14 protein-coding genes are annotated in these 13,535 nt (G+C 65.2%); all 14 read left to right on the top strand.

Annotated features, from left to right (window positions below; genetic code table 11):
• Positions 1 to 99 precede the first annotated feature (99 nt).
• The 14 genes from IPP28_13715 (at position 100) to IPP28_13650 (ending at position 13,534) form a co-directional block, all read left to right on the top strand.
• Entirely contained in the window at positions 100 to 1,068 is a 969-nt protein-coding gene (locus tag IPP28_13715) for a ketoacyl-ACP synthase III (protein ID MBL0042069.1), read from the top strand.
• Entirely contained in the window at positions 1,068 to 2,000 is a 933-nt protein-coding gene (gene fabD, locus IPP28_13710; protein MBL0042068.1) for an ACP S-malonyltransferase, read from the top strand. The genes IPP28_13715 and fabD overlap by 1 nt, the downstream gene beginning before the upstream one ends.
• A gap of 11 nt (positions 2,001 to 2,011) precedes the next feature.
• Positions 2,012 to 2,755 carry a 3-oxoacyl-ACP reductase FabG gene (gene fabG, locus IPP28_13705; GenBank protein ID MBL0042067.1) on the top strand — a complete coding sequence of 248 codons (744 nt, stop codon included), beginning with the start codon at positions 2,012 to 2,014 and terminating at the stop codon, positions 2,753 to 2,755.
• A 136-nt stretch (positions 2,756 to 2,891) separates the two neighbouring features.
• On the top strand, positions 2,892 to 3,131 hold the full coding sequence (gene acpP / locus IPP28_13700; GenBank protein MBL0042066.1) for an acyl carrier protein: 240 nt from the start codon (positions 2,892 to 2,894) through the stop codon (positions 3,129 to 3,131).
• Between the two features lie 92 nt (positions 3,132 to 3,223).
• Complete coding sequence (gene fabF, locus IPP28_13695; GenBank protein MBL0042065.1) at positions 3,224 to 4,465, top strand: beta-ketoacyl-ACP synthase II; 1,242 nt, start codon at positions 3,224 to 3,226, stop codon at positions 4,463 to 4,465.
• An 11-nt stretch (positions 4,466 to 4,476) separates the two neighbouring features.
• Complete coding sequence (locus IPP28_13690) at positions 4,477 to 5,823, top strand: aminodeoxychorismate synthase component I (protein ID MBL0042064.1); 1,347 nt, start codon at positions 4,477 to 4,479, stop codon at positions 5,821 to 5,823.
• On the top strand, positions 5,820 to 6,635 hold the full coding sequence (locus IPP28_13685) for an aminotransferase class IV (protein MBL0042063.1): 816 nt from the start codon (positions 5,820 to 5,822) through the stop codon (positions 6,633 to 6,635). Before IPP28_13690 ends, IPP28_13685 begins: the two co-directional genes overlap by 4 nt.
• 1 nt (position 6,636) lies before the next feature.
• Entirely contained in the window at positions 6,637 to 7,641 is a 1,005-nt protein-coding gene (gene mltG / locus IPP28_13680; GenBank protein ID MBL0042062.1) for an endolytic transglycosylase MltG, read from the top strand.
• On the top strand, positions 7,638 to 8,282 hold the full coding sequence (locus tag IPP28_13675) for a dTMP kinase (GenBank protein ID MBL0042061.1): 645 nt from the start codon (positions 7,638 to 7,640) through the stop codon (positions 8,280 to 8,282). The genes mltG and IPP28_13675 overlap by 4 nt, the downstream gene beginning before the upstream one ends.
• A complete protein-coding gene (holB, locus tag IPP28_13670; protein ID MBL0042060.1) occupies positions 8,273 to 9,259 on the top strand; it encodes a DNA polymerase III subunit delta' in 987 nt (328 codons plus the stop codon). The genes IPP28_13675 and holB overlap by 10 nt, the downstream gene beginning before the upstream one ends.
• A 10-nt stretch (positions 9,260 to 9,269) precedes the next feature.
• Positions 9,270 to 9,641: a PilZ domain-containing protein gene (locus IPP28_13665; GenBank protein MBL0042059.1), complete on the top strand. Its 372-nt coding sequence runs from the start codon at positions 9,270 to 9,272 to the stop codon at positions 9,639 to 9,641.
• Positions 9,642 to 9,739: 98 nt separating this feature from the next.
• Positions 9,740 to 11,641, top strand: coding sequence for a molecular chaperone HtpG (gene htpG, locus IPP28_13660; GenBank protein MBL0042058.1), 1,902 nt, complete (start codon positions 9,740 to 9,742; stop codon positions 11,639 to 11,641).
• A 105-nt stretch (positions 11,642 to 11,746) separates the two neighbouring features.
• Positions 11,747 to 12,520 carry a hypothetical protein gene (locus IPP28_13655; GenBank protein MBL0042057.1) on the top strand — a complete coding sequence of 258 codons (774 nt, stop codon included), beginning with the start codon at positions 11,747 to 11,749 and terminating at the stop codon, positions 12,518 to 12,520.
• Between the two features lie 93 nt (positions 12,521 to 12,613).
• A complete protein-coding gene (locus IPP28_13650; GenBank protein MBL0042056.1) occupies positions 12,614 to 13,534 on the top strand; it encodes a DUF808 domain-containing protein in 921 nt (306 codons plus the stop codon).
• The last annotated feature ends 1 nt before the right edge of the window (position 13,535 follow it).

Here is a 13,535-nt window from a genome sequence, read left to right as displayed (position 1 = left end):
GAATCGAGACCGAACCGGTGTGACGAGCACCGGTTCGTTTTTCTTTGGCGACGCCACCGCATCGCGTGACGCCGCCCGTTGTCCGGGGGTGGAAACGTGATCTATTCGCGCATCGTGGGAACCGGCAGCTACTTGCCGGAGAAAGTGCTGACCAATGCCGACCTCGAAAAACTGGTCGACACCAATGACGAATGGATCCGCGAACGCACCGGCATCCGCCAGCGTCATGTCGCCGCGGAAGGCCAGACCACCAGCGATCTCGCCGTCGAGGCCGCCAGGCGCGCGATGGAGGCTGCGGGTGTCACCGCCTCCGACATCGACCTGTTGATCGTCGGTACGACCACGCCGGACATCATCTTTCCAAGCACGGCCTGTCTCGTGCAGCACCGCATCGGTGCGAATGGTTGTGCCGCGTTCGACGTCAACGCCGCCTGTTCGGGCTTCATCTTCGCGTTGTCGACCGCAGACAAGTTCGTGCGGACCGGCGCTTCCAAATGCGCGCTCGTGATCGGTGCCGAAACCCTGACACGCATGCTCGACTGGTCCGACCGCGGCACCTGCGTGCTGTTCGGCGACGGGGCCGGTGCGGTGGTGCTGAAGCCGTCGAGCGAGCCCGGCATCCTGTCGACGCATCTGCACGCCGACGGTGCCCACAAGGAATTGCTGTACAACCCGGTTGGTGTCTCGGCGGGCTTCAAGCTGGACGAGAAGAACGCCGGCGTGCGCGTGATGATGACCGGCAACGACGTGTTCAAGGTCGCCGTCAAGACGCTCGACGCTGTCGTCGAAGAAACCCTGGCTGCGAACCATTTGGAAAAATCCGCGATCGACTGGCTGGTGCCGCACCAGGCGAATCTGCGCATCATCACCGCGACCGCGAAACGCCTCGACATGTCGATGGACCGCGTCATCGTGACCGTCGATCAGCATGGCAATACCTCGTCGGCATCGGTGCCGCTGGCGCTCGATCATGCTGTGCGCAGTGGCAAGATCCAGGCTGGCCAGATGGTGTTGATGGAGGCCTTCGGTGGCGGCTTCACCTGGGGTTCGGCGCTGGTGCGCCTGTGATGTCCGCCCATCTTGCTTTCGTGTTTCCGGGCCAGGGCTCGCAGTCAGTCGGCATGCTGGCCGATCTTGCGGCGCAGTCGGCGACGGTGCGGGCCACGTTCGATGAAGCCGGGCAAGGCTGTGGACTTGACCTGTGGTCGATCAGCCAGATCGGCAGCGAGGCGGAACTGAATCGTACCGAAGTCACGCAACCGGCCTTGCTCGCCGCGGGTGTGGCGGTGTGGCGCGTCTGGAACGAGCGTGGCGGTGCACAGCCCGCGGCATTCGCCGGCCACAGTCTCGGCGAATACTCGGCCCTGGTCGCGGCCGGAGCATTGTCGCTGTCCGACGGCGCGGCGCTGGTGCGCGAACGGGGTCGCCTGATGCAGGACGCGGTGCCGGCCGGTGTCGGCGCCATGGCCGCGATCCTGATGGCCGATGACGTCGTAATCGCGCAAGCCTGTACCGATGCGGCGCAGGGCCAGATCGTGGCGCCGGCCAATTTCAACAGTCCCGGCCAGACCGTCATTGCAGGTCATGCCGAAGCCGTCGATCGCGCGATTGCGCTGCTCGCCGAACGCGGCGTCAAGAAGGCGGTCAAGCTCGCGGTTTCGGTGCCGTCGCACAGTGCCTTGATGCAGCCGGCCGCCGACGCGTTGCGGACGAAGATGCAGACGCTGTCCTGGTCGCTGCCGAATCGGCCGGTGGTGCAGAACGCCGATGGGCGAGCACATGATTCGATCGCTGCGATCCAGGATGCGCTGGTGCGCCAGCTGTATCTGCCGGTGCGCTGGACCGAATGCGTGCAGGCACTCGCCGCACGCGGCGTGACCCGCATCGGCGAATGCGGTCCGGGCAAGGTGTTGGCCGGACTCGTCAAACGCATCGACAAGTCGATCGATGGTCGTGCGCTCGCGACCGATCTCGACACTGCTCGCACCGACTGGACCTGAGGACCACAACCATGCCGATCAATCTCCAGGGCGAGATCGCCCTTGTCACCGGTGCCAGTCGCGGCATCGGCGCCGCCATCGCCGATGCACTGGCCGCGGCCGGCGCCAAGGTGATCGGGACCGCGACCAGTGAATCCGGTGCCGCCGCGATCAGTGCGCGCATGGCCGCGCATGGCGGCGTCGGGCGCGTGCTCGATGTCGGTTCCAGCGAATCGGTCGACGCGCTGGTCGAATCGATCGCGAAGGAGTTCGGTGCGATCGGCATTCTTGTCAACAACGCCGGCATCACCCGCGACGGTCTGTTGATGCGCATGAAGGACGAGGATTGGGACGCCATCCTCAACACCAATCTCAGTTCGATCTATCGCACGTCGAAAGCGGCGATGCGCGGCATGATGAAGGCGCGCAAGGGTCGCATCATCTCGATCGCCTCCGTCATCGGCGTGATGGGCAATGCGGGTCAGGCGAACTATGCCGCGGCCAAGGCCGGCATCATCGGCTTTTCAAAGTCGCTGGCGAAGGAAATCGGCAGTCGCGGCATCACCGTCAACGTGGTCGCGCCCGGATTCATCGAGACCGACATGACCAGGGCCCTGCCCGAGGACAACAAGAAGACGATGATGGACGCCATCGCGCTGGGCCGCTTCGGCGCGCCGGAAGACATCGCCAATGCGGTGTTGTTCCTCGCTTCGCCGATGGCCGCCTACATCACCGGCGAAACCCTGCATGTGAATGGCGGCATGCACATGGTGTAAGCGATGACTCGGGTATCGACCATACGCTCTCGCTCCAACGTGTGTTTGAGTCAAACCCGAATCTTTGCTCTACAATGCGCGCCGCTTTCAGCCTCGGACCTCGTCCGGGGTTTTCTCTCCCGGAGGTTTCAAAGCAATGAGCAGCATCGAAGAACGCGTCAAGAAGATCGTCGTTGAACAGCTCGGCGTGAAGGAAGACGAAGTCACTGCGAACGCCTCGTTCGTCGATGATCTCGGCGCCGACTCGCTGGACACGGTTGAACTCGTGATGGCCCTCGAAGAAGAGTTCGAGTGCGAAATCCCGGATGAAGATGCCGAGAAGATCACCAGCGTCCAGATGGCGATCGATTACGTCAAGGCGCACGTCAAGGCCTGATCGGCTTGATCGTTCGATGCGAACTGCGCCCACGTGGCGCAGTTTGCGTTTTTGCAGATCGCGTCATCGTCCCAAGCATTGCGGAGTGAGCCATGAGTCAGAAGCGTCGCGTCGTCGTCACCGGCATGGGCATCGTGTCGCCGGTCGGCAATTCCATTGCGCAGGCCTGGGACAGCATCTCGAATGGCCGCTCCGGCATCGGTCCGATCACCAGCTTCGACTGCAGTGCTTACAACACGCGCATCGCCGGTGAAGTGCGCGATTTCGACCCGACCGCCTACGTGTCCGCCAAGGATGCGAAGAAAATGGACCCGTTCATCCATTACGGGCTCGCCGCATCGATGATGGCGCTGGCCGATTCGGGTCTTGAGATCAGTGATGCCAATGCCGAACGCATTGGCGCCATCATCGGTTCCGGCATCGGCGGCATCCGCGGCATCGAAGAGACCACGCTGGCGCTCGACAAGGGTGGTCCGCGCAAGGTCTCGCCGTTCTACGTGCCCTCGACCATCATCAACATGGTGTCCGGCCAGCTCTGCATTCTGAAAGGCTTGAAGGGACCAAACTTCTCGGCGGTGTCGGCCTGCGCAACCGCGAACCATTCGATCGGCATGGCGATGCGTCTGATCCAGTACGGCGATGCCGATGCGATGGTTGCGGGGGGCGCCGAATTCGGTTCGGCCTCGACTTCGGTCGCCGGCTTCTGCGCGATGCGCGCGATGTCGACGCGCAACGACGACCCGACACGCGCCTCGCGTCCCTGGGACCGTGACCGCGACGGCTTCGTGCTCGGCGACGGCGCCGGCATTCTCGTGCTAGAAGAATACGAAGCGGCGAAGGCCCGCGGTGCGCGCATCTACTGCGAGCTCGCCGGCTTCGGCGCGAGTTCGGATGCGTATCACATGACCGCGCCGAGCGAGAATGGCGACGGTCCGGCACGTTGCATGACGGCGGCGTTCAAGGATGCGGGCGTCAATGCCGATCAGATCGATTACCTGAATGCCCATGGCACGTCGACTCCGCTGGGCGATCAGGCCGAGACGCTGGCGGTGAAGCGTGCGCTGGGCGCACATGCCTACAAGACCATGGTGAGCTCGACCAAATCGATGACCGGGCATCTGCTCGGTGCCGCGGGTGGCGTCGAGGCGATTTTCACTGCGATGGCCCTGCACACGGGCGTGATTCCGCCGACCATCAACCTCGAGAATCCGGGGGAAGGCTGCGATCTCGACTACGTGCCGAACGTCGCGCGCCAGAAATCGATCTCGGTCGCGATCAGCAACGGCTTCGGCTTCGGTGGCACCAATGCGTCACTGGTGATGCGCAAGCTCTGATCTGCCGCGCGATGAGCCTGACCCGCGAGCTGCCGCGTGCGCCCGACCTGCTCGCGCTGCACGCGGCCGATCCGCTGCGTTATCCGGTGCTGCTCGAGTCCGTCGCCAGCGGCGGTGGTGGCGCGCGCTACGACCTGCTGTTCGCGACGACCGGCGAAACCCTGGTCGCCGATGCGCAGGGAAAGCTCTCCGGCCCGTATGCCGAATGCGGGCGTTTCCTCGACGCGTTGGCGGCCTGGCATGACGCGGTCGCGACGCCGCGCGAGAACGATGCGGTGCCGTTTCGCGGCGGGTTCGCCGTGCTGCTCGGCTATGAACTGGCCGCCGAGATCGAGCCGCGGTTGCGCTTGCCGGCGGCGGCCTTGCCGGTCCCTCGCGCCGTTGCCTGGCGAGCACCGGTCGCCATCGTCAGCGATCGCGACAACGGCCATGCCTGCGTCATCGGCGAAGTCGGCGCCGAGGCGCTGTTCGATCTGGTCGCATCCGATGCGATGCGCGCCGTCGCCCCCGTCACAGCGCGCCGCGGCGTCACGCGCATCGAAGAGGACGACGCCAACCGCTATGACGGGGCCGTGCACGCGGCGCTCGACTACATCGAGGCCGGCGACGTCTTCCAGGTCAACCTCTCGCGTGCCTGGCGAGCCACGCGGCCGGCCGATCTGTCCGTGGCCGAGATCTACGCGTCGTTGCGCGCCAATAATCCGGCGCCGTTCGCCGGTCTCGTGCAATGGCACGGATGGGCGTTGGCGAGTTCGTCGCCGGAGCGGCTGGTGTCGGCGCGCGATGGCCTGCTGCAGACGCGACCGATCGCCGGCACTCGCCCGCGTTTCCCGGGCGACGATGATGCCGCGCGCGTGCAGGAACTGGTTGGTCATCCGAAGGAGCGCGCCGAGCACATCATGCTGATCGACCTCGAACGCAACGACCTCGGGCGCGTGGCAGTGCCCGGCTCGGTCGTCGTCGATGAGTTGATGACGGTCGAGAGTTATGCGCACGTGCACCACATCGTCTCGAACGTGCGTGCGCGGCTGCGGCCGGAACTGGGTCCGGTCGATGCGATTCGCGCCGTGTTCCCGGGCGGCACCATCACCGGCTGTCCGAAGGTGCGCTGCATGGAAATCATCGCCGAACTGGAGGGCGAGGGCCGCGGCTTCTATACCGGCGCGCTCGGCTACCTCGGTGTCGATGGCGGCATGGACCTGAACATCCTGATACGCAGCCTGACCATCACGCCCGAGAGCATCGAGTTCCGCGCCGGTGCCGGCATCGTCGCCGACTCGGTCGCTGCGCGCGAACTCGACGAGACCCGTGCCAAGGCGCGCGGTCTGGTGCGCGCGCTGGTGCAGGAGGCCGGATGATCGCGGTCTTCTGCAATGGCGAGCCGATCGATGCACTGTCGCTGGATTCGCGGGCGGCGCACTATGGCGACGGTGCCTTCACGACGATGCGCGTGCACGCCGGCCGTGTCGTGTTCTGGCCGGCACATCGACAGCGCTTGCGCGATGCGTGTGGCGCGCTGCATTTGTCGGAACCGGAATGGTCGGATCTCGAGGCCTTGCTGGCGCGCGAATGCGTGACCCATGCGGCGAGCGTGTTCAAACTTGCACTGGTGCCTCGGGCCGGCGCGCGCGGCTATGTACGTGCCTGGCCGAGCGTCAGCGACGTCTATCTGTTCGTTCACGGCCTGCCGGCGATCGATCCATCGGTGTATCGCGAAGGTCTTCAGCTGGAGGCGCGGCGCGTCGAATTTCCGTCGACGCACGATGCAGGCATCAAGTCGCTGTCGCGGCTCGACCAGGTGCTGATTGCGCCTGCGGTGTCCGGTCGCGATCTTCTGGCTTTTGATCGCGACGGCTTCCTGCTCGGTGGCCAGTCGGCCAACGTGTTCGCCTTGTTCGGCTCGACGTGGGTGACGCCGCCGTCCGGGCGCGGCGTGATCAGCGGGGTGATGCGATCGATGCTGCTGCAATCGCCGCCGCCGGGATTTTCGGCTAGGGTGCAAGCCATGCATCGCGATGCCCTGAATCATGCCGACGCGTTGATCCTGTGCAATGCCGTGCGCGGCATCATGCCGGTACGCTGTCTCGGCGACCGCCGTTATCTGCGGCGCGAAGGCGTGGTCGCGTTGATGCATGCTTTCCATCCCGAACTCGGACTCCCGGACGCCTGAGATGCGCGTGATCAAGCGACTGTTCCTGCTGCTGTTGCTGGCTGCGATCGTGGCCGGTGTCTACCTTTACCGCGACTATCGCCGCTTCGCCGACACGCCGATGGCGCTCGGCGTCCACGAGCTGGTACTGGACGTGAATCTCGGTACGTCGTTTCGCAGCATCGTGCGCAAGATCAAGGCTGCGACGGGGAACGATGCACCATGGTGGTACTGGCGCCTGCTCGCACACGAAATGGGCGTGCTGGATGGCCTGCACGCCGGCGAGTACGCGTTGACGCAGAACATGTCGCCGCGCCGGCTGCTGCGGCGCATGGCCGACGGCGACGTCATCCATCACCAGTTCACCGTCATCGAAGGCTGGCGCTTCAAGGAACTGCGTGTGGCCCTTGCGAAGGAACCGAGGCTCGAGCAGACGCTCGGCGGGCTCGCCGATGCCGACGTGATGGCGCGCATCGGCGCCGAAGGCGTGCATCCGGAAGGTCGTTTCCTTCCCGAAACCTATTCCTTCGTGCGCGGCCAGAAAGACATCGACGTGTTGAAGCGGGCCTACCGTGCGATGCAGACGCAACTGGCGAAGCGTTGGGCCGAACGCGATCCGCAATTGCCGCTGGGATCGGCCGACGAGATGCTGATCCTGGCGTCGATCGTCGAAAAGGAAACCGGCCAGGCCGCCGAGCGACCTCGCATCGCCGGCGTGTTCGTGCGGCGCCTGAAGCTGCCGATGATGCTGCAGACCGACCCGACCGTGATCTATGGCATCGGCGACAGTTTCAACGGCAACCTGACGCGCAAGCATCTCGAAACCGACACGCCCTACAACACCTATACCCGCTTCGGTTTGCCGCCGACGCCGATCGCATTGCCCGGTGATGCCGCCTTGCTCGCCGTCGCGAAACCGGCCGAAGGTGACGCGCTCTATTTCGTTGCCAAGGGCAATGGTGAACATGCGTTTTCGGCCACACTGGCCGAGCACAATCGTGCCGTGCGCGAGTACCAGTTGCGATGATCGGCAGCACTGCGGGTCGCTTCATCACCCTCGAAGGCGGCGAAGGCGCCGGCAAGAGCACGGTCATGGCCGTGATTGCCGCGGCGCTGGCCGAGCGTGGCATCGTCCACGAATTGACGCGCGAACCCGGCGGTACGCCGTTGGCGGAGGCGATCCGCGGCTTGGCACTGGATCCGCATTGGACGGGCGTGATGCGCCCGGAAACCGAGCTGCTGCTGGTGTTCGCGGCGCGTGCGCAGCATGTGCGCGAACGTGTCTTGCCGGCCCTGGAAGCCGGGCGCTGGGTGGTGTCGGACCGGTATACCGATGCGAGTTTTGCCTATCAGGGCGGAGGGCGCGGGCAGCCGATCGACCGCATCGCCACGCTCGAGGCCTGGGCTGCGCCGGCGACGCCGGACCTGACGTTCCTGCTCGACGTGGCGGTCGAACAAGGCCTTGCACGCGCGTTTTCGCGCGGCGAGCGCGATCGCATGGAGTGCGAGCAGGCTGAATTCCACGAACGCGTGCACGCGGGATATCACGCTCGGGTTGCGCAGGATCCGTCGCGCTTCCGGGTGATCGACGCCGGCCAATCGCAAGCTGATGTGGCGGCGGCGGTGAAGGCCGAGTTGCTGCACTGGATCGAAACGTCATGCCCATGAAGCCCTGGCTGCAACCGGTCTGGGACGGGCTTTGCGCACGCATCGATGCGCAGCGATTTCCGCATGCACTGTTGCTGACCGGTCCGTCCGGACTCGGCAAGCGCGAGCTGGTCGCGGCTCTGGTCGCGCGCCTGCTGTGTTCGACACCGCGGGCCGACGGCCACGCCTGCGGCCTGTGCCGCGGCTGCGTGTTGCGGGCCGCAGGTTCGCACCCGGACCGGGTGACGGTGACGCTGGAACCCCGCGACGACGGCAAGTTGCGCACCGAGATCACCATCGACCAGATTCGTGCGCTCGGTGCGCGCTTCGCGTCGCGACCCTCCTTCGGTGGTTGGCAGGTGGTCTCGGTCGATCCTGCCGATCGCATGAATGTCGCGGCGGCGAATGCGCTGTTGAAGACGCTCGAGGAGCCGTCGGCGAATACGGCCCTGATCCTGGTCGCCGACGAACCGTCGCGTTTGCCGGCGACGATCCGCAGTCGCTGCCAGCGCATCGAATTGCGTCCGCCCGATCTTGTCTCCGCAAGCGCCTGGTTGACGGCGCAAGGCATCGGGCAAGCCGTGGCCGACGAAGCCCTGCTGTTCGCCGATGGCAATCCCGGTGCGGCCAAAGCCCTGCTGGACGCCGATGCCGGGCGCATGATCGATGCCTTGATCAGCGACATGGGCGATGCCGCGCGGGGCAAGCCACTGGTGGCGATCGCCGCGCGCTGGGGCGAGCAGGATGGCGACATCCTGTTCGCGCTGCTGGCGCGCCTCGTCCTGCTGGCGATGCGTGTCTCGCCGCAGACGCAGACCCTGCCGCGCATCGCGGCGATGGCGCGCTTGACCGCGCAAGCCGATTTCCGCAAGCTGCAGGCGTGGTGGGATCGTCTGAACCTCGCGCGGGCGCGTCTGCCGACGCCGTTGCGCAAGGACCTCGCGATCATCGAATTGCTGGACGAATGGCGCGCCGCAATGAATGCGGATGCCGCCTGAGGAGCCGAAGATGGGTGCAGTACCGGGTGCAACGGGTGGCGTGCCGCGACAGGGGATCCTGTCGCTCGCGATCAAGGACAAGGGCGCGCTGTACAACGCCTACATGTCCTTCGTGAAGGGGGGCGGCCTGTTCGTGCCGACGACCAAGCGCTACAACCTCGGCGACGAAGTCTTCATCCTGCTGTCGCTGATGGACGACAAGGACCGACTGCCGGTCGCCGGCAAGGTCGTCTGGATCACGCCGCCGGGGGCCCAGGGCAACCGCACCGCCGGCATCGGCGTGCAGTTCAACGACACGGCCGATGGCGAAGCCGCGAAGTCCAAGATCGAGGCCATCCTCGCCGCCACCCTCAACGCCGAGCGTCCGACGCATACGATGTAGGGGGCGGGCGGATGATTCGCGTCCCTCGTCCCGCCTTGAAACGGTGATCTGACGCCCCCATCGCCGGGCAGTCTCCCCGTTGCACGGACGTATTCGCCATGACCACCACGACTGCCCCCGCCACCGAAACTCGTCGCTTCGAAGCCGAAGTCGAGCAGGTCCTCAAGCTCGTCACGCATTCGCTGTATTCGCACAAGGAAATCTTCCTGCGCGAACTCGTCTCGAACGCTTCTGACGCACTCGACAAGCTGCGTTTCGAGGCCATCGCCAAGCCCGAGCTGACTGCCGGCGACGCCGACCTGCACGTCGAGATCGCGTTCGACAAGACCGCACGCACGCTGACCCTGCGCGACAACGGCATCGGCATGAGCCGCGAGGAAGTGATCGAGAACATCGGCACCATCGCGCGCTCGGGCACGCGCCGCTTCCTCGATGCGCTGACCGGCGACGCCCGCAAGGACACGCAGTTGATCGGGCAGTTCGGCGTCGGTTTCTACTCGACCTTCGTCGTCGCCGATTCGGTCACCCTGGTCACGCGCCGCGCAGACTTGGCGGCCGAACAGGCCGTGCGCTGGACCTCGAACGGCACCAGCGAGTATGCACTCGATACCGTGACCGACGCGCGTCGCGGCACCACCATCACCCTGCACCTGAAGCCGGACGAAGACGAATTCCTCGATGCCTGGAAGCTGCGTTCGCTGGTCGGCAAATATTCCGACCACATCGCCTTCCCGATCCGCATGCTGAAGGAGAAGTTCGGCGAGGAAGGCGAGAAAGCGGAACCCGAGATCGAGACGATCAATCATGCCTCGGCCTTGTGGGCGCGTCCGAAGAATGAACTGGCGGATGCGGACTACACTGCGTTCTACAAGCACGCCGCGCATGCCTACGACGAACCGCTGGCCTGGACCCACAATCGCGTCGAGGGCAACCAGAGCTACACCAGCCTGCTGTACCTGCCGACCCAGGCGCCGTATGACCTGATGTTTTCCGGCCGCGACGAACGCAAGGGCCTCAAGCTCTACATTCGCCGCGTCTTCATCATGGACGCGAGCGAACACCTGCTGCCGGCCTACCTGCGTTTCGTGCGCGGCGTCATCGATTCCGACGACTTGCCGTTGAACGTGTCGCGCGAAATCCTGCAGGAGAACAAGCTGGTCGCGCAGATCCGCTCGGGCCTGACCAAGCGCACGCTCGATCTGCTGGATGCGCTCGCGGCCGACCAGCCGGAGAAGTACGCGACGTTCTGGTCGAACTTCGGTGCGGTGCTGAAAGAGGGCGCGGCCGAAGACCATGGCAATCGCGAACGCATCGCGAAGCTGCTGCGCTTCGCCTCGACCAAGGGCGAGGGCAGCGCCGCCAAGGTGTCGCTCGACGACTACATCGGTCGCATGAAGGACGGCCAGGACACGATCTACTACGTCACCGCCGACAGTTTCGCCGCCGCCAGCGGCAGTCCGCAGATCGAGGCGCTGAAGGCGCGCGACGTCGAAGTGTTGCTGATGGGCGAACGCATCGACGAATGGATGATGGGTTACTTGCACGAGTACGCCGGCAAGAAGCTGCGCAACGTCGCCAAGGGCGAACTCGATCTCGCGAAGCTCGGCGCCGTCGATGAAGCCAAGGAAAAGGAAGCCGACACGGCCGCGAAGCCGGTCGTCGATCGCCTGAAGTCGCTGCTCGGCGCCAAGGTGAAGGATGTCCGCGCCAGCAAGCGCCTGACCGAATCGGCCTCCTGCCTGGTCGTCGACGAATACGACATGGCCCCGCACCTGAAGCGCATGCTCAAGGCCGCCGGCCAGGACGTGCCCGATGCCGCGCCGACGCTCGAGATCAATGCCAACCACGCGCTGGTGCAACGCGCCTCGAACGAAGCCGACGAAGACCGCGCCCGCGAAATCGCAACCCTGCTGCTCGAACAGGCGCAGCTGCTCGAAGGCGCCGCACTCGATGACCCGGCCGGCTTCGTCAAACGCATGAATGCGTTGATCGCGGGGTAATTCCGTCAATCCGCCTGCCGCGTGTCGTGCGCGGTGGGCTTGACCGGCGCGCGACATCGATGGCATTCAGTGCCTGGGTCGACATCGTCGACATCGGGGAAACGTATGCGTCGTCGGGCGATGGTGATTCTGTTGTGGGCGTTCGGATCAACGGCGAGTGCCGAAGACTTGCCAACCCAAGGCCGATTGATCGATCTGCAGGCGGGAGACGTCGCCTGTTACGCCGAGATCGAGGTTTCTGGCGAGACGCAGAATCTGATGGCCGACTTCCCGATCTGCGAACAGGCCGGGCTGGTCGGCCAGCCGGTCCGGTTCGCTTGGACCGAGGCGCAGGTGCTCGCGGCGGATTGCGAGGGCGACGTGGATTGCGGGCGCAGCGACACCGTGAATCTGATCGACCGGATGATGGCGGTGCCGGCAAGTCCGGCCTGTGCTGAAGGCGAGCACACGGCGTTCTCCTGTCGGGTCGGCACCAAGCAGGTGGCCGTCTGTTTCGTCGCGGCGGAAGCCGGGGACTGGCTTCAATACCGTTTCGGGCGATCCGGTCAGGCGCCCGAGCTGGTGTGGCCGGCGGGGCCGACAGCGGCCGCGCATGCTGCCGAAGGGCGGGTCGAAACCTACGCGGGCGGCGGATCGAGCTGGCTGCGATTCCGACGCGGTGACCATGCCTACGTGGTTTACACCGGCATCGGTCGCTGGGGCGCAGGCGGAGAAACCGTCGAACGCTCCGGCGTCGTGGTCGAACGACGCGGCCAAGCCGTTGCCCATCTGCGCTGCGATGACCTGCCGCGCTCCGAACTCGGGCCGGACTGGTTCGCGCGGGTCGGCGTGCAAGCGCCCGACAACAGCACATTCGAAGTGCCGACCGAATCACCGTAGCCCATCGATGCAGTGAGTCCCGGCGCTACGAAGGCTTGGGCTTCGCATTGCACGATGCGAGAATCCGCGCTTCATCCGATTTGGTAGTCGCCCATGCCCAGTTCCAGTTTCTTCGCCCTGCTTGACGACATCGCGACCCTGCTCGACGACGTCGCGGTGATGACGAAGGTGGCGACGCAGAAGACCGCGGGCGTGCTCGGCGACGACCTTGCGTTGAATGCGCAGCAAGTGACGGGTGTGAATGCCGATCGCGAGTTGCCGGTGGTCTGGGCGGTCGCGAAGGGTTCGGCCGTCAACAAGATGATCCTGGTGCCGGCGGCCTTGGTCATCAGCGCACTGGCGCCTTGGGCGATCAAGCCGCTGCTGATGATCGGCGGCGCCTTCCTGTGTTTCGAAGGCGTCGAGAAGCTGTTCCACAAGTTCTTCCACAGCAAGAAGGAGGACGAGCAGCATCACGCCGATCTGTTGAAGGCCGTGAACAACGAAGCGGTCGACATGGTGCGGTGGGAGAAGGACAAGATCAAAGGCGCCGTACGCACCGACTTCATCCTGTCCGCCGAGATCATCGTGATTTCGCTCGGCGCGGTGGCTGCGAAGGCGTTCGCGGTCCAGGTCGGCGTGCTGGTCGGCGTCGCCATCATCATGACGATTGGCGTGTACGGATTGGTCGGCGCCATCGTCAAGCTCGACGACCTCGGACTCTGGTGCGTGCGGGATGTCGCAACGTCGCTGTTCGCGACGATCAAGCGCGGCTTCGGCCGATTCCTGCTGTGGGGCGCGCCGAAGCTGATGAAGTTCCTGTCGGTGGCTGGCACTGCAGCGATGTTCCTGGTGGGTGGCCACATCCTGGTCGAAGGTGTGGCGATCCTGCATCACTTCGCTGAATCCCTGCATGCGAAGGCGCTCGGCACCTTGCTCGGCATGCTGTTCGACCTCGTCGTCGGTGTGGTCACCGGCGCCATCGTGCTGGCTGGCGTCGCGGGCGTACAGAAGCTGCGCGGCAAACAGGCCTGAG

The organism is Lysobacterales bacterium (genome assembly GCA_016721845.1).
Lineage (GTDB): Bacteria > Pseudomonadota > Gammaproteobacteria > Xanthomonadales > Ahniellaceae > JADKHK01.
This window is presented reverse-complemented; position numbering and strand designations above follow the sequence as displayed.